Genomic DNA, 15,227 nt, shown 5'->3' with positions numbered 1-15,227 from the left:
CTTTTGTCTCTCAAGCGACGTACTTGCCGCGCAGCAGGGTCCAGCACGGTACAAAAAAGAAGCCGCCCTGCGGCGGCTTCTCAGTCCAATTGGAAGCGCTGATCAGGCTGCGAGCGCTGCGCCGTTGCGACGGCGATAAGCTATAAAACCTACACCAACGAAGCCAAGGATCAGCATCGCCCAGGTTGAGGGTTCCGGAACGGGCGTCAGCACGTCGAGCGATACGTTGTCGAAGTATTGCGAGGTAACGCCACCACCGGGTGCGAAGATACGCGTGGCCTGTAGCTGGATGGTATGCTGCCCAGCCGTAAGGTTGGTGGTGAAGTCCAGCGTGTTGTGCAGTGTCGTCGACGTGCCAGGGCCGATGAAGTCAAAGCTGTCCAACACCACGCCATCCAGCAGTACGCTCATCAATCCGAACGCCGTGAGACCATTCACGCGGGTAAATGCCGCAATATCGGCCGAGAATGTCGCCATGCCACCCGACGTCGTGAACGTCTGCGAGACGCCACCACCTTCCCCGGGAGCGGAACCATAGGGAGGAATGATCTTGCCTGCGTTCAGGAACAACGCGTTCGAAGCGCCGGAACCCGTCACGTCGAAAGAGACGACCGAGGCGTTCTGCGGCTGCGGAGCACCTGGCAAGCTCGGAGTGGCAGCGATCGTTCCGTTCGCAGTGGTGTACGAGGTCCATCCCGTCAGACCCGATTGAAAGTCGCCGTTCGTGATCACTTCGACAGCTTTGGCCGGCACAGCGGACACAACAAGAAGAACAGCGCAAGACAGCTTAGCGATGGTACCAACCATTTAATGATGCTCCGTTGAGAACCTGCGCCGAAACACTGAATGTTCCTCGTCAGGCTCGATCGATGACTGCGTCCCAAGGCTGGCCCAAGTGTTTATTTAAAGTTCGCCAGCTCCAATGTTATCTAATGTCGTATTATGACGCGTGGATGATACTTTTACCGTGTTTATCGCCTACGCCTCAGGCAAGCAGATCCTCTGCTCGCGCAGCACGCCCGTCGAGCAAGGGTCTTGTCACTTTCGAACTGTCCGCATTTTTTAAGAGGCGACCTTCCACTGTAAATTGTGGCTGTGGAGTCGCTACGGCGCCAGCGCAGCCGTCTGATCACCGTGATCGACGGAAACGCTCAAGGCCGCATTCGGGGGCTTTTTTCGCTGCTCGCAAACGCGCCGCACGATGGGCGCTAATATGTGGGTGTGGTGGACGCAGCCGAGCGTGGCTTAAGAGACGGTATCCCGCCACACGCTGGCTTCGTAGCCATCGATGACTTGGGTGGTGTGGGTAAATTCCTCAAGCTGACGCAACGGCTCGATGATCTTGCGTGCCACCAGCACGGTATTCGGTTCGGCGTTCTTCTGCATGTGCCCGGCGACGTCGATGACGCGATCCGAGATCGTCTCGAGCGGGGTAGAGTCGTCGAAATAGACCAGGCCCGCGTTGACGCCGCAGCGAACGGCGAAATCGGCCTTGGACAGTTTCACATCGCGGTTGAACACCTTGAGACTCTTGATGACGTCCTTGCCCGACTGGCAAGCGTCCTCCACATGGGCGAAGCATGCCATCACGCCGTCGGGCGTCCATGCCGTCTTCAACACGCCCCTGGCGCGAAAGATGCGCTCGACGAGCTTTCGATACTCCTCGAAGTCATATTGAATTGAAGCGTGATCCTCGCCGTGCTTCATCCCCGCCGAACCGACCACGTCGACGGCAAGGAAGGCCACTTCACGGCCGAACGTGTCCAGCTTCTTCTTGGTTTCGGCAAATACCCGCAACAACTCCTGACGGTTCACGGTCTTGCCGCTTTCCGCCATTCGCAGCGTGGTCTCCAGTTCGGCGTCGAGCTTGGAGCCCGGCTTCACGCCTTCCTTCCGGCGCCATGCCTGGGCCGACTTTCGCAGGAGCCGCCGGTTCTGGGCGGTCTGCGAGCGCTGGGCGATCGAGCCGGAGAAAATAGTGACGACAATGGCGAGGCCAATGAGGATCCAGTCGGAACGATCGCTGCCGGCAATATTGGTCGGCACATATCGATGCAGCACCGGCGCGGATTTACCGAGAATGTATTCGCGCGCCTCGAACAGCTTGGCCGGGATCGTTGCGTTCTTTGGATTGTCGAACAGGACAAACAGCTTCGGGCCTACCAGAACAATTATCAGAGCGAACGTTGCGACGCCCAGCAGTTTCCTCAGTCCAAAAAGCGCGTGAACCAGGATCGATTTAGGAGCTTCACGATGAACCACTTTGATTGTCCCCAGGCAGAGCGGGCGAGACGATCAGGCGACCGCCCGACCGGCTTATAGCTTGCCATCCGCTTGAGTGGCAAATCACCCCGTCCGATCAGGCGCATATAGGAGGCAATAACATCGGCGGCGCTTGCGCTCAGGCCGAGGGTGGCTGTCCGTCCGCATTGCCTATGACCGGCCCCAGGGCAGACATCGCCGCGGCCTTCAGGCGGATCGGATCGCGCTCGCCGTCGCCGGCTACCTTCAATATCTTGGCTGCGATCAATCGAAGCTGCTGGTCCGACGCCGGCTCGGGCAGGGAAGCCTCGGCACCTTCCAGCGCCGTTGACATCAACTCGATCGTTTGCGGACCGAAGGAGGGACCGCCAAATTGAGCATGGTCCAACTCCTCGATAATCCGGCGGGCCTTGCGGTGCTGTACGGTCTCCTCGGCTTCGAGACTTGTCGCGACATTCTGCGACGCCTCAGCCTTCGGATCGGACGCAGTACTCCCGCCTGGATGCATGAGCTTTTCAGGCACAAACAGCTCAAGAGCAAATTTCAAGGTGTCTCGAAATCTCATCTTGCTTCTGTCCGGTAGTCACCTCGGCATATGCTTGGCAAACCTATACGCTTGCACGGTCGTTACTATCGCAGAAAATCCGAATCATCTGGGAATCCAGCCTTTCGTTTTTTCAAAAAAATGCAACGTTGTTGATCGGGCAGTGGTTCGATAGGCTGTACAAAACTTTCCTTTCCCAACGGTGGTCAGCGATCTGCCGGTCCGGCGAAGCAGTGCAGCGAAGACCGGTCTGCCCAAGGAGACTCGATATGGCACGAGCTTTCAAGGTTCGTTCCGCGGAGCGCGATGCTCAGACTGACAGCGAACGGCTCGGCTCAATTTCGGCCGCCGTTGAGGCCGCAGTCGCCTCGATCCAGAGAGAGAGGGACGCCCTGCGTGCGCGGGTCGATGCGGCGCGCGATCAGGCCGCCTTTGCCACCGGCACTGACTATGACGAATACCTGACGCGCGACGCCAAGGACGCGGCCAGGATCAAGGAATATGAGCAGGAAATGGCAAGCGGCGAAAAACGCACACAGGAGCTCGATCGTCAGCTTGGTGGTCTGGGTGCCATTCAGGAAGTCTTCAGCCGGTATTTCGCCGACAAGGTGCGGTAGGACCGCTAGCCGCGGAAATTTTCGAATAATCCGCGTTTAAATCGTATTCCCGGGATTATACCCGCTCTGAGTGCCGAATATTGAGCCGGGATCGCAAGTGCAAATAAGCCGGCCGGGTCGTTAGCCCCACGAAATAGCCTGCCTGAACGGCGATGATTGGAAGTGCCAGGACGGCCAGGCTGTCCAGCAAGCCCTGGCCGTTGGACCAGGCCGAGACAACGTATGCCCCGGCGCCCAGTACAGAGAGCGGGAGCAGCGCCAAAATATTGAAGTGAAGGCCCACATAGATGCCGGCACCGCAGGCGAGGATGGGCAGCATGCGTCTACTCACTCCTTAATACGATTAAAAGCGCATTCAAACTGATTAAATGTTGCGTTGCACCTCCGCCTGAGTGTATGGTCACGGGTATTAACGAAGAGTTACTTAGGCCTTTGATGGTCTGTCGGATTTATGGTCTCTGGCCAATAATCAGACCGTTGTATCAGTGATATTGCGCAGGCATTTTTTCATGTCGATCGGAGCGGATATTGGCAACAAGGTAGGCCAGCTCGACAATTCCGCTGGCGGTCCTCCCGCTCGTTTCTCCAGCAACGCGGTCCCCTATTTATTATCGACCGCAGATGCCTTCGTGATCCTGCTGTCCAGCGTGGCGGGGGGCATCGGCTATCAGCTGTCCGCCGGCAACGACGTACCGAACATTCTCCCGCATTGCGCAGTCGGCTTGTTGGCCAGCTTCATTCACATCCTGCGCATGAGTGGCAGCGGTTATTACGATTTTCCTGACAGCGCCAAACCGCGCGTCGAGATCAGCGAAATACTGATCTGCTGGTTTACGACAGGGTTGCTGCTCGCCTTCTTTGCGTTTCTGCTGAAGATCGGCGTCGATTATTCGCGCGGCGCCTTTGTGGCGTTTTATTTTGTTGCACCGGTGGGATTGCTCGCCGTCAGGAAGGCTACCAAGGTGGCCCTGGCGGCTGCCGTTTCGCGCGGCGTGATCGGCCGACGGGACATCGTGCTGATCGGCGATTTCCACGAGATCGCCGCGCTGGAGCCCCGGGATCTCCTGGTTTTCTTCGGTACTTCCGAAGTCAGCCGCTTCACGCTCAGTTCGGAAGACGATCCCGCGAAGCGCGACGCGATCGACGTCAGCGTCATCAACTCAGCCGCAAACTTTGTCAGGCGCAATAATTGCAGGGAAGTCTTGCTTGCGATGCCCTGGGAGGATGCACCCCGGCTGGAGTTCATCCGCGAGCACGTCAAATCGCTTCCGGTAGCGGTGCGGCTCTTGCCCGACATGCGGGTTCGGACGTTGACGAATTATGCGTCATCGGCGCGTCAGCGCGTCCTCGCCATCGAAATTCAACGCGCGCCGCTCAGTGCCGCGGAGCGCTTCGTCAAGCGCGTGATGGACATTGTTATCGCGGGCCTGGCGCTGGTGTTCTTTCTGCCCATCATGGCGCTCACTTCTATCGCCATCAAGCTTGACAGTCCCGGGCCGGTTATTTTCCGGCAGTTCCGGAAGGGATTTAATGGCAAGCAGTTCATGATGTTCAAATTCCGCACCATGACCGTGCAGGAAAACGGGCCCGCCGTGGTGCAGGCCACGCGCGACGATCCGCGGGTAACGTCCATTGGCCGTCTGTTGCGATCGGCAAGCATCGATGAATTGCCTCAGCTGTTGAACGTCCTCAGGGGTGACATGTCCCTGATCGGTCCGCGTCCGCATGCGCTGGCCCATGACAATTATTTTGAGACGGTGTTGAGCGCGTATGCCTTCCGGCATCACGTCAAGCCCGGCATGACCGGTTGGGCGCAATGCAACGGAGCGCGCGGGGGCACACCCACGATTGAGCACATCTCCGAACGCGTAAAACTCGACCTCTGGTACATCAACAACTGGAGTCTGTGGCTGGACATCCAGATACTGATCAAGACCTTTTTCGAGGTGCTGCGTAAGCGCAACGCTTACTGACCCAGCCGAAGACATCGCGACGCTCGTGATCTGCTAAGTGCCGGTTTCTTTCAACCCGTGGGTGCGGGGAACCTTGCTATTTGCCTGCGCAATTTGGAACAAAGCCGCCCGGAAGGTTTCGGATGGATCATGATTTGAGAGATATTTGAACCACTTAGGTTTGATGCTCGGCAAACCCGCGTTTTTGCGGAGATTTGTTGCCAAATCTACAATTTTGCTGGAAAGGCCCACCGCTGGACTTATAGTTTGTTACGAATCGTGATGGTCACAGGCGGGATGAACAAGAAGCTAAATTTCGATGGAATGTCTGTAGACGAGTTATGGCAGCTCCATGAGGAGCTCAGTCAGATCTTGTCGGTTCGATTGACGTCGGAAAAGCGTGAGCTCGAGAAGCGGTTGGCGCAACTTCGGCGCGAGAAGGAGATGCGCCAATCGGAATCCGCGGATGTCCGAAGTGCGCCGCGCGAGCGCCGGAAGTACCCGCGCGTATTTCCAAAATATCGAAATCCCGATGAGCCTTCCGAAACCTGGTCGGGTCGCGGGAAGCAGCCTCGCTGGCTCACAGCCGCGCTAAAGACCGGTCACAAGATCGAAGAGTTCGTGATTGGCAAGCCGGATGCCAGCGGCGAAGGTTCTCGCCGCCGCCGTGCATAGGCGTCTTTTGGCAGCCGCAAAGGCTGTGTAATCGGAGGTCTCCATGAAGCTCGCGCTCTGTGCAGCGTTGTCCCTGCTGCTGATTGGAACCGCCGCGGCAGGTCAAAGCAACGTCTCGATCGGCAAGTTGCGGTTGGCGGATGCCGCCAGCGACGCCTGCTTTGCCAACTGCGCCAGCCAGAACGATACCTGCAAGCGCATATGCCCGACCACGCTCGGCGCACCCTGCCAGATCGCATGTGACAACCAGGCCCAAACGTGCAGGGAAAGTTGCCGGAGATAGTACAGACCAGTCGCGATGCCACGTATCGGGCTGACGCGACGGTCCGCAATTATTTTGCGGCGTGCTGATAGAATTCGGCTTCGGCATCCCAGGCCGATGGCTCGCTCCAGCCGAATTCCGCCCCGTCAATCCGGTCGGTGTTGATCCGGACCATCGGTTCGGTGAAGTCCTCCTGCTGCAGCAACGTGACGGGGCAGGCAACGCCAAGGCGGGATGACATTTCCGCGGCGAAGCGTTGTGCAAACGCACCCTGGCTCTCGACGTAGAAGCTCGGATTGAACTTCGTCATGCCCTTCTGCAAGGGCACTCTCTCGGCAAAGGTCGCATAGGTTGCGGCCAGGAGATCGACATGAATGTTGTCCCGCACGTAGAGAGGTGTCCGTACCGCCGGAACCTCGCCCTTGAACCAGGTACGTATCAAATAGTTGCAAAACCGCGGCTCTTCGAAAGGCCCGATCGGATTCGCGATCACGAACTTCCCAAGATTGAAGTTCATGGTTTCGCTCAGGAAGCGGTAATATTGCCAGGTGAGGCCTTTCGATAGTCCGTAGGGGGAAAAAGCTCTGAGCGGCGCTTCACCGGCACCTTCGTCCTGTTCGAATGCGGACCCGGTCAGCACGACGCCTGCCAGGCCGCGCGCCATCATCGCCTTCAGGACTGCGACGGCATTCTTCGTATTGTCGGCGACGGCGCCAATGACGTCGAAGTCCGGATTGCGGTAATCGCCGGTTTGGGCCCCATGCTGACACAACAGATCCAATGAGCCCGTCCCGGCGAGATCGAGAAAGCGGGCCGAGCCAAACGGGCAATCCTCGACGACTTCAGCCACACGACGGAGCTCGGCAACCCGACTGCCGCGCAAGCCCGAATAATCGCTGCCCCTGAGGGGGGCGACGACGGTATGGCCTCTCGCGGCAAGGCTGCGCGCAAACCAAAGACCGGTAAACGAACTGCCGCCGGTCAGAAGGATTCTCACGTCAGGCCTCGCAGGGATTCGATGCCATGGAAGACAGGGTCGAAATCCGGCCAACTGCTGTCCTTGGGCGAAACTTCAACGGGAGCCCGCGGCCACTCGATCCCAAATCGTGGATCGTCGAAGCGCAAGCCGCGCTCCTGCTCGGGGGCGTAGAACGCATTCACCAGATAGAACGCTTCGGTGTCGTCGGTGAGCGTCATGATGCCGTGCGCAAAACCCTGCGGAACGAAAATCATCCGTCGGTTTTCTGCGGTGAGTTCGACGCCGAACCACTTGCCGAAGGTCGGAGAGTCCGGCCGCAGATCGACGATGGCGTCATAGAGGGCTCCGCGAATGCAGCGCACCACCTTGATTTCGGCGGCCGGGGCCAGTTGATAATGCATCCCGCGCAGGGTGCCGGCTTTCGCACTCAGGGAGTTGTTGATCTGAACGATCGACGTCGGCACGCCGGCCGCTTCGAATTCCTTCTGGCAAAAGAAACGCGCGAAAAAGCCCCGGTCGTCACCGCGCTTTTCGAGTTCGATCGTGTAGGCGCCATGAAGCGGCGTTGGGTGAAACTTCACGATTGTCGGCCTTTCAAGATTATTGCCAGCGGAGGTCGGCAGACAGCCGACCCACCGCAATGTGGTCCTTGAGCGTCTTGAGCCGCATCAGGGAGGATGTGCGAAATTCCTTGTCGGAGAATCTCATTCCGTTCAGTCCGGCTGAGAGGTTTCGGACGGACTGGGCGAGCGGCACCGCCGGGAGATGCGCGGGCGCCAGTTCGGCGAAAAGCGAAAAATCAACCTGATAGGAGCGCAGGTCCGGCGGCGCCGCCGTATTGATGCTCACCTGGGTTCCGGGCAGTTCAGCGGCCACAACCTGGGCCAGATCGCGGACTTGATAATTTCCTGCGTTGCTGCCGGCATTCACCACAAGAACCCGTCCGCCTCGGTCGGTATCGCGTCCGATGGCCCACTCAATGGCCCGTGCCATATCCGACACGTCGATCAGCGGCCGCCACGGCGTCCCGTCGCTGAGCACGGTAATCTCGCCTGTGGCCAGCGCACTCGCGACAAAGTCGTTCAGGACCAGATCGAGCCGCAGGCGATCCGACATGCCGCAAGCGGTCGCAAACCTCAGGCACGTGACCGTCATTTCACCGGCGTTGCTCGCGCGAAGCGCGTTTTCCATCGCGACCTTGGAGCGAGCATAGGCGGTGAGGGGATTGAGCTGGTCGCTCTCGCGCTTGGGGTGACCTTCGGCGGCGCCGTAAATGCTGCAACTCGAAGCGAATACGAAGCGGCCGACGCCACGCTGCTCCGCCATCTGTGCGAGCGCAACGCTGGCCTTTTCGTTGATCGCTTCGGTGACGCCTTCGAATTCCTTCCCCATCGGGTCGTTGGAGATCGCCGCCAGATGGACGACGACGTCGACGCCATCGAGCAGCTCCGGCGGAAAGTTTCTGATATCGCCGAAATGCATGCGATCCAGCAGCGACTCGGGCAACCTGGCCGCTCCCGTAAGATTGTGAGCAAAAAATGCGGTATCGAAGCCGATCAATTCGGCGTCTGGAAATTTCTGCCGGAGGTGACGCGTAAGAATGGGGCCGACATAGCCCATCGAACCGGTAATAAGAATACGCATGGAATCTTTCTTCTTTACCATTTTTTCCAGGGAGCCTTATTGCTTGACCAAAGATCTTCCAAATATCGCTTGTCCCGCAACGTATCCATCGGGTGCCAGAAGCCGTCATGGAGGAACACGCTGAGCTGGCCATCGGTTGCCAGATTCGTCATCGGTTCTTTTTCCCACACGGTGGCGTCGCCTTCGATGTAATCGCCGACCTTGGGTGAAAGCACGAAGAAGCCGCCATTGATCCAGTTGCCGTCGCCGCGCGGCTTTTCCTGAAAGCCGGTGACGCGGGGGCCCTGATGGTTGATGGCGCCGAAGCGGCCGGGCGGCTGTGTGCCGGTCACGGTCGCCAGGCGGCCCTCGCGGCGATGGAAGGCGATGCTTTCGGTGATGTCGATATCGGCCACGCCGTCGCCATAGGTCAGGCAGAAGGCGTCGTCATCGCCGATATAGGGAAGAATTCGCTTGATGCGCCCGCCGATCATGGTTTCTTCGCCGGTGTCGATCAACGTCACCCGCCACGGCTCGGCGTGCTTCTGCAGAACCTCCATCCTGTTTTCGCGAAGGTCGAAGGTGACGTTCGATTGATGCAGGAAGTAGTTGGAAAAATATTCCTTGATCACGTAGCCCTTGTAGCCAAGGCAGATGATGAAGTCGTTGATGCCGTGGCTAGAGTAGATCTTCATGATGTGCCAAAGGATCGGCTTGCCGCCGATCTCGATCATCGGCTTGGGACGAACATCGGTTTCCTCGGCGAACCGAGTTCCCAGGCCACCCGCCAGCAATACTGCGTGCATTTAATTTGCCACTCAATACGTTGAGATTAATAGGTTTACCGCTATTCACTACATGAAATGGCGCTGCCGCGCGAGGCCGTGCCGTCATTTCGTGACAGAATGGTTTATTTGATTTCGCCCGTCAATTTGCGGGTTCCGTTGCCGGGAACGATGCGCGAAATCAAGCAGGGTTCATTGCATGCCGCACGTTGAGATTGAATGCGGCCAGGTAAGGTTGACGGGTTAGCTTAATCAACGGCTTTGATTGAGCCCTTCATCGGCGAAGCTATGATGAAGCATGAAGCGAAATCGCCCGCATCGGAAAGTCGTCACCAAGCGTAAATTGCGGGCTCGGCCCGGAGACCTCGCGCAAAGATATCGGGAAGTGTGCGAACTTCGGCGCAAACTCGAATGCGTTACGGCCAAGATGGCTTCCCTTCATCCCAGACAGCATTGAGGTGTGAACGCGCCGTCATTTATTTCGGCGTGATTTGCCTTCTATGCCGGAGTTCAGTCCGATGAGCCGATACAACCTGTTTCAAATCCCGTCGTTCAATCCCGAGCGGACGTGGGCGGACACCTGGCATCTCTGGACGGTCATGGTGCCGAGGCGCTCGATTACGGGGCGGCTGTTGTGGGGCAAGGTATGGCGCCGGCACGATGGCAGGCGCTGGATCTACAAGAAGTTCGTCGAATACGAGCCCGACGACCTCGTTTGATGGCGACCTCGTTTGATGAATCGGCTGCCTCGCTCAGGCGTTGCGGGACACGCCATTGCGGCGTTCTGAGCGAAACGCCAGAACAACGCCGACGGCGATGACGGCCATCGTTGCCAGCAGACTGGCCGGAGTGGTGCAGTTGATGCACGTCCCAACGACCGAGAAGGTCTCGCTCACGGGGGCTGCGACAAGGTTCATCATACCGTCATCCCTGATATTCAGGCCCGAGAGGGCGGGGCCGAAATTAAATGTAGCAGCTTCGTCCCGATTCAGCCAGCCGCAGCACTCGTTGCAGTGAGACCGATAACGCGGCCCATCGGCTGGATTTTCAGGTCTATATTTATCGGTCCGAAACGGACCTATCGTCTCCCGATTTTCTTCATTTCATACTCTTCCCGAGGGATGCATGGCTCCCGCGCGCCCCACAGCCCGGCCGATTTACTGTCGATTAACTATGATGTTTTACCAAATATTTACGCGCCAAAAATTGCCCACGGTGCGAAGCTGTTTGGGGATTTTATTTGTTACTTTCTCGTAGCCTTGCGACGAGGTTAGCCGCCTGCTGGGCGGCAATACTTGTTGTATCGGGCTGCACCACTACCCCCATCGCGACGCCCCTGACCACGGTGTCACAACCCAGATTGGCTTCGGGACAGCCGGTTTCCCTGGAGCAATCCTATGCGCATGACGGCGGCCCTACGGGCGCCGTGCCGCTTCCGTCCCCCTCATCGCCGGCCGTTGCCGTCATGGATGGCGGCAGCGGCAGCATGATCGGCGGGACGTATTCGAAGCGGAAGACCGCCGGCGCGGACGGGAACGTGGTTCTCAATCTGGCGAGTGTTCCCCTGCAGCAGGCCGCCAAGACCGTTCTCGGCGACATGATCGGCGTGAACTACGTCGTCGACCCTCGCGTCGACGGCGTCATTTCGGTGCAAACCACGCGTCCGGTCAGCAAGGCCGAGGCGATGGAGATGTTCCAGACCGCGCTGGTGCCGATCGGCGCGGTGCTGGTGCAAAGCCGCGGCACTTACCGGATTGCGCCGGCTGATCAGGCCGCCACGGGCGTGATTGCGACCGGCGATGGTCCGGCCGAGAGCGCGATCGCCGGCAACGGCATTCGCGTGGTTTCCCTGAAATATGTTTCCGCCACCGAAGTCGCCCGCGTGCTGGAGCCGATGGTGCCGAAGGGCGCCATCGTGCAGGCCGACGATGCGCGCAACATTCTCGCGCTCAAGGGCTCGCCGGCGGAAATCGAAAGCATGCTCGACTCGATTTCGGTGTTCGATGTCGATGTCATGAAGGGCATGTCGTTTGCCGTCGTTCCGGTGAAAACGCCCCAGCCGGAGAAAATGGTCGACGAACTGAAGGCGATATTCGCGGCCGAGAAAGAGGGGCCGCTCAAGGGCCGTGTGAGGTTCATCGCAAACACGCGGCTTGGCGCCATTCTGGTCGTGACCTCGCAGCCGAGTTATTTGCCGAGGGCGCAGACCTGGATCAGGCGGCTCGACGCCAAGGCGGCCGGCTCCGAGCGGCAGCTTCACGTCTATCAGGTGCAGAACCGGCCGGTGGCGGAACTCGCCAGCGTGCTGCAGTCGATGTTCGCGAATGAAATGAAAGTGGTGAAGCCGCCGACGCGCAGCGTTTCACCGCGGTCGAAGCAGGCGAGCTTCTCCGGTAGCTCGGCCAAGTCGCCCGGACCAGGCGGCGCGACGCCGGATATCGATCAGGGCGCGGGGATCGGGCTTCGCGGTGTAAGTCCCGGCAACGATCTGCAAAGCCTGCAGCGCGCGCTGAACAACGAGCCGGAAGCATTGACGCCGGATTCGATGGAGCCGTCTTCGTCGTCTTCGTCGTCCAACGGGGTGGGCGGTGAACCGCCGCTCAAGATCGTGGCCGATGAAACGAAGAACTCGCTCCTCATCATGGCCAATGACCGGGACTACCAGCGCGTGCTTCGCGTCATCCAGGGGCTCGATGTCGTCGCAAGCCAGGTCCTGATCGAAGCGGTCATTGCCGAGGTGACGCTGAACGACAAGCTGCAATATGGCGTGCAATGGCAGCTATCCAAGAAGGGCACGCCGACCGCCTCGTTCTCGAACGCGCTTACCGGCGGCGTGGCTTCGGTGTTTCCCGGCTTCAATTATGCCGTCAACGCAGCCAGCATAGCGTCGACGCTCAGCGCATTGAACGCGATCACACGCGTCAACGTCATTTCGACGCCTTCGCTGATGGTGCTCGACAACAAGACGGCCCGGCTGCAGATCGGCGATCAGGTGCCGATCACCACGCAGACCGCGACCAGTACGGTGACGGCGCAAACGGCGATCGTCAATTCGATCACCATGCAGGATACCGGTGTGATCCTTTCGGTGACGCCGCGCATCAACGAAAGCGGCAGGGTGCAGCTGGAGATCGAGCAGGAAGTCAGCGCCGTGGTGAAAACCACCTCATCCGGGATCGACTCGCCCACCATCCAGCAGCGCCGTGTGAAGACCACCGTCGTCGTCAATGACGGCGAAGTGCTGGCGCTCGGCGGCATGATCCAGGAGCAGGCCCACAAGACCAGCAACCAGATTCCGCTGCTCGGCGATATCCCCGGCCTTGGCGCCGCGTTCTCCAACCGGGGCGACCAGGTTCAGAAGACGGAGCTCGTCATCCTGATCACGCCCAAGGTTGTCCGCGACGGCACGGAAAGCCGTCTCGTGACCGAAGAATACCGGCGCAAGATGCATGTCTACATGCCGCACACCACCTCACGCGAGCGTACGCCGGCCAACACCATGCAGCGGATAATTTCACAGTGAAGCGCCGAGCGGCCATAAGAAATTTCTGGCTGTTGTCGAGCATGGCCTGCTCGCTGGCGGGCTGCGTGACCTATGCCTATCCGATCGAACCGCCGCCGCCCTATGCCGTCCTGCCGGTTGATGAATCGATGAGCTGCAACGGCATCGCGGCGTCCTTCCGCTACGCGGCGCGGCGCGCGGCCCGACTGGAGTATTGGTTGGCGGTGGGGCCGCTGGCGGGCTACGGCTACGAACGATATCCGCTGGATGCGCCCAAGCAGCTCATCGATGAGCGCAGGCGGCTCGACGCGCTGGCCGATCTGCAGCGCTACAAGGGTTGCACCGTGATGGAGCCGGGCCCAGCCGTCGTCGAGGAGCGTCTGAAGCTCGAAGGCTCGGTCCGTCCGCCGCCACCGCCCCCTCTGCCGCCGCCGGTCGTGCTCAACTCAAAAGGCTAGGACGCGGACTCATTAGCGCGCAGCTGGGCTCAACATGCCCGGCCAAGGAGCGCTTTGGTCGCGATGCGCCCGAAAGCGGACGCGTTATACTCACTTTGAGTTTTGTCGTTCGTGACCCAAAGGAGACACTGACGGCTCGCTTCGACAGGCTACTCCGGCTCGGGCGCGCGACCAAAACAATTCAATCTTCCGAGCGCAGAGCCGCTTCGATGCGCTGGATCAGCCGCTCCCGCATCGAAGGCACTGCGTTGCCGAGAATGACGAAGGTGCGAACGATGGGCAAATACGGCTCCATTGCCGCCGTTAGCTCCGCGAGAGACATGCCGGCCAGCCGAGCATATTCGGATTGCGCCGCCGCATTGGTCGCGCGCGGCCGCTCCGGATTGTCGGCGACTTCCGGCCCGAGCTCGGACAGGATCACGCGCAAGAACCCAAGCTCGAGGACTGCGGGCCCGCACATCGCGCTGACCCAGTCGACCAGCTTTGGGCCTTCCGCGGTCATGATCACGTTACCGGGGCTCAGGTCGGTATGGCAAAGCCCGTCGCCCGGCGGTAAGCGATCGATCAGCGCGAGGATTTCAGTGGCGATGTGCTTCGGGAGCTTGCCGTCGTCGTGCCCCAACTGAGCCTCCATATACTCGCGCATGGAGAGGACCTCCGGCGGCAGGGGCGTCTTGTGAATGGACATGGCAAGAGCCGCGACGATCGCGCCGGCCTGTTCGAACGTCACCGCGCCGGTTCGGGTTAGCTGCAGTAGGGTCGGTCCGTCGAGGCGCTGCAGCACGATGCCGAAGCGCCCGTCCAGGGTCACCTCGCCGAACACCTCCGGCACCGGCGCGCCGGCGGCGTGGACGGCGCGGATCATGTGCACCTCGAACCGGGGCATCCGCCGCGGCAAGCCGGGCTTGAACAGTTTGACGACTTGCCCCGGCGCCCAGGCGTAGGCTTCGGAGTAGGCGCCTTCACCGATCTTTTCCCCCAGCGATCCCTGCATGCCGTTCTCCGCCGTGCAAAGTAAACACCGGCTGCGAGCAAAAAGGAACCCATCCCGTCGCGGGGCCGCCGGACACTATGATAGCCTTTCAACCTGCAGAGAGCTTCGTCCACTCCGCAATGGTGCCAAGTCCGGTTGTGGCACTTTTCGGAAGTGGTGGGCCTGACCTGTGATGTCCGCAGTTGGAAGAAGATCGGAAGCGGTCAGCGGTGGGATGAACCGACGCGTTTGACCCAAATGTATGGTCCGGCCGCGCGTTGCAAGAGGTTTCGTCAACCTGGCAGATGCGGTCTTGCATCAATGTATCCGGCCTCTGATTGGAGCGTGTGGTGCTCCGGGCCATCATGGATATCAGCGCGCACGCGAGCTGGTTAGCGGACAGGCCTCGAATGGGCCATTTGGGTCACCAGTGTTCGCATACGCCGGGAAGACCGATCCTCCATCGTCGTCTCATCCTCTCGCAGACCTCGGCGGGTAAGGGATGTTGGTTACGTCATCGATAGCTCCTCACTTCGCGCTGTTCCTTTGTTCGTGCCTGGCGGTCGTTCCTTCGTCCCGGCCTGCGCGCGCAGAC

The 15,227-nt window shown here is 59.7% G+C and carries 17 protein-coding genes; 7 read left to right on the top strand and 10 right to left on the bottom strand.

Annotation, left to right across the window (positions count from 1 at the left end):
• Nucleotides 1–102: 102 nt before the first annotated feature.
• From C7G61_RS14500 to C7G61_RS14490, 3 genes are all read right to left on the bottom strand, one after another.
• Nucleotides 103–807: a PEPxxWA-CTERM sorting domain-containing protein gene (locus C7G61_RS14500; RefSeq protein ID WP_108515140.1), complete on the bottom strand. Its 705-nt coding sequence runs from the start codon at nt 805–807 to the stop codon at nt 103–105.
• 438 nt (nt 808–1,245) lie between these two features.
• The gene (locus C7G61_RS14495) at nt 1,246–2,262 is read right to left on the bottom strand and encodes an adenylate/guanylate cyclase domain-containing protein (RefSeq protein ID WP_108515137.1); all 1,017 of its coding nucleotides are present in this window, start codon (nt 2,260–2,262) and stop codon (nt 1,246–1,248) included.
• A 139-nt stretch (nt 2,263–2,401) separates the two neighbouring features.
• The gene (locus C7G61_RS14490; RefSeq protein WP_108515135.1) at nt 2,402–2,809 is read right to left on the bottom strand and encodes a hypothetical protein; all 408 of its coding nucleotides are present in this window, start codon (nt 2,807–2,809) and stop codon (nt 2,402–2,404) included.
• A 266-nt stretch (nt 2,810–3,075) separates the two neighbouring features.
• On the opposite strand from C7G61_RS14490, the gene C7G61_RS14485 reads away from it, so the two are divergent.
• Nucleotides 3,076–3,423: a hypothetical protein gene (locus tag C7G61_RS14485; protein WP_108515132.1), complete on the top strand. Its 348-nt coding sequence runs from the start codon at nt 3,076–3,078 to the stop codon at nt 3,421–3,423.
• A gap of 55 nt (nt 3,424–3,478) precedes the next feature.
• Here C7G61_RS14485 and C7G61_RS14480 read toward each other — a convergent pair whose 3' ends face one another.
• Entirely contained in the window at nt 3,479–3,742 is a 264-nt protein-coding gene (locus tag C7G61_RS14480) for a hypothetical protein (RefSeq protein ID WP_108515129.1), read from the bottom strand.
• A gap of 190 nt (nt 3,743–3,932) precedes the next feature.
• On the opposite strand from C7G61_RS14480, the gene C7G61_RS14475 reads away from it, so the two are divergent.
• From C7G61_RS14475 to C7G61_RS14465, 3 genes are all read left to right on the top strand, one after another.
• Nucleotides 3,933–5,396 carry an undecaprenyl-phosphate glucose phosphotransferase gene (locus tag C7G61_RS14475; protein WP_108515127.1) on the top strand — a complete coding sequence of 488 codons (1,464 nt, stop codon included), beginning with the start codon at nt 3,933–3,935 and terminating at the stop codon, nt 5,394–5,396.
• Nucleotides 5,397–5,672: 276 nt separating this feature from the next.
• Entirely contained in the window at nt 5,673–6,050 is a 378-nt protein-coding gene (locus tag C7G61_RS14470) for an H-NS histone family protein (RefSeq protein ID WP_108515694.1), read from the top strand.
• Between the two features lie 43 nt (nt 6,051–6,093).
• Nucleotides 6,094–6,333, top strand: coding sequence for a hypothetical protein (locus C7G61_RS14465; protein ID WP_108515124.1), 240 nt, complete (start codon nt 6,094–6,096; stop codon nt 6,331–6,333).
• A 49-nt stretch (nt 6,334–6,382) separates the two neighbouring features.
• Here C7G61_RS14465 and C7G61_RS14460 read toward each other — a convergent pair whose 3' ends face one another.
• Genes C7G61_RS14460 through rfbF form a run of 4 tightly spaced genes read right to left on the bottom strand, consistent with a single transcriptional unit; the run spans nt 6,383 to nt 9,720 of the window.
• A complete protein-coding gene (locus C7G61_RS14460) occupies nt 6,383–7,309 on the bottom strand; it encodes an NAD-dependent epimerase/dehydratase family protein (RefSeq protein ID WP_108515121.1) in 927 nt (308 codons plus the stop codon).
• Complete coding sequence (rfbC, locus tag C7G61_RS14455; protein ID WP_108515119.1) at nt 7,306–7,872, bottom strand: dTDP-4-dehydrorhamnose 3,5-epimerase; 567 nt, start codon at nt 7,870–7,872, stop codon at nt 7,306–7,308. The genes C7G61_RS14460 and rfbC overlap by 4 nt, the downstream gene beginning before the upstream one ends.
• Before the next feature lie 19 nt (nt 7,873–7,891).
• Nucleotides 7,892–8,935 (bottom strand): NAD-dependent epimerase/dehydratase family protein, encoded by a 1,044-nt coding sequence (locus tag C7G61_RS14450; protein ID WP_108515692.1) that lies wholly within the window; start codon nt 8,933–8,935, stop codon nt 7,892–7,894.
• Between the two features lie 14 nt (nt 8,936–8,949).
• Complete coding sequence (rfbF, locus tag C7G61_RS14445) at nt 8,950–9,720, bottom strand: glucose-1-phosphate cytidylyltransferase (protein WP_108515117.1); 771 nt, start codon at nt 9,718–9,720, stop codon at nt 8,950–8,952.
• 497 nt (nt 9,721–10,217) lie between these two features.
• Here rfbF and C7G61_RS14440 point away from each other — a divergent pair, with 497 nt between their 5' ends.
• Complete coding sequence (locus C7G61_RS14440; protein ID WP_108515115.1) at nt 10,218–10,418, top strand: hypothetical protein; 201 nt, start codon at nt 10,218–10,220, stop codon at nt 10,416–10,418.
• 33 nt (nt 10,419–10,451) lie between these two features.
• Here the strand turns inward: C7G61_RS14440 and C7G61_RS44630 are convergent, their stop codons facing one another.
• Entirely contained in the window at nt 10,452–10,619 is a 168-nt protein-coding gene (locus C7G61_RS44630; RefSeq protein WP_190241818.1) for a hypothetical protein, read from the bottom strand.
• A 440-nt stretch (nt 10,620–11,059) separates the two neighbouring features.
• On the opposite strand from C7G61_RS44630, the gene gspD reads away from it, so the two are divergent.
• A complete protein-coding gene (gene gspD / locus C7G61_RS14435) occupies nt 11,060–13,222 on the top strand; it encodes a type II secretion system secretin GspD (protein ID WP_145963616.1) in 2,163 nt (720 codons plus the stop codon).
• A complete protein-coding gene (locus tag C7G61_RS14430) occupies nt 13,219–13,659 on the top strand; it encodes a hypothetical protein (protein WP_108515110.1) in 441 nt (146 codons plus the stop codon). The genes gspD and C7G61_RS14430 overlap by 4 nt, the downstream gene beginning before the upstream one ends.
• Nucleotides 13,660–13,840: 181 nt before the next feature.
• Here the strand turns inward: C7G61_RS14430 and C7G61_RS14425 are convergent, their stop codons facing one another.
• Nucleotides 13,841–14,653, bottom strand: coding sequence for an aminoglycoside phosphotransferase family protein (locus tag C7G61_RS14425; protein ID WP_108515107.1), 813 nt, complete (start codon nt 14,651–14,653; stop codon nt 13,841–13,843).
• Nucleotides 14,654–15,227 lie beyond the last annotated feature (574 nt).

The sequence above is a fragment of the Bradyrhizobium algeriense genome (assembly GCF_003062295.1).
Taxonomy (GTDB): domain Bacteria; phylum Pseudomonadota; class Alphaproteobacteria; order Rhizobiales; family Xanthobacteraceae; genus Bradyrhizobium; species Bradyrhizobium algeriense.
The sequence above is the reverse complement of the archived record's forward strand: the minus strand, read 5'-3'. Positions and strand labels throughout refer to the sequence as shown.

Coding starts and splice junctions, on each gene's coding strand:
- C7G61_RS14475 (WP_108515127.1), top strand. CDS start 3,933: ATGTCGATCGGAGCGGATATTGGCAACAAGGTAGGCCAGCTCGACAAT.
- C7G61_RS14470 (WP_108515694.1), top strand. CDS start 5,673: ATGAACAAGAAGCTAAATTTCGATGGAATGTCTGTAGACGAGTTATGG.
- C7G61_RS14425 (WP_108515107.1), bottom strand. CDS start 14,653: ATGCAGGGATCGCTGGGGGAAAAGATCGGTGAAGGCGCCTACTCCGAA.
- C7G61_RS44630 (WP_190241818.1), bottom strand. CDS start 10,619: ATGATGAACCTTGTCGCAGCCCCCGTGAGCGAGACCTTCTCGGTCGTT.
- rfbF (WP_108515117.1), bottom strand. CDS start 9,720: ATGCACGCAGTATTGCTGGCGGGTGGCCTGGGAACTCGGTTCGCCGAG.
- C7G61_RS14485 (WP_108515132.1), top strand. CDS start 3,076: ATGGCACGAGCTTTCAAGGTTCGTTCCGCGGAGCGCGATGCTCAGACT.
- C7G61_RS14450 (WP_108515692.1), bottom strand. CDS start 8,935: ATGCGTATTCTTATTACCGGTTCGATGGGCTATGTCGGCCCCATTCTT.
- C7G61_RS14440 (WP_108515115.1), top strand. CDS start 10,218: ATGAGCCGATACAACCTGTTTCAAATCCCGTCGTTCAATCCCGAGCGG.
- C7G61_RS14500 (WP_108515140.1), bottom strand. CDS start 807: ATGGTTGGTACCATCGCTAAGCTGTCTTGCGCTGTTCTTCTTGTTGTG.
- C7G61_RS14465 (WP_108515124.1), top strand. CDS start 6,094: ATGAAGCTCGCGCTCTGTGCAGCGTTGTCCCTGCTGCTGATTGGAACC.
- C7G61_RS14480 (WP_108515129.1), bottom strand. CDS start 3,742: ATGCTGCCCATCCTCGCCTGCGGTGCCGGCATCTATGTGGGCCTTCAC.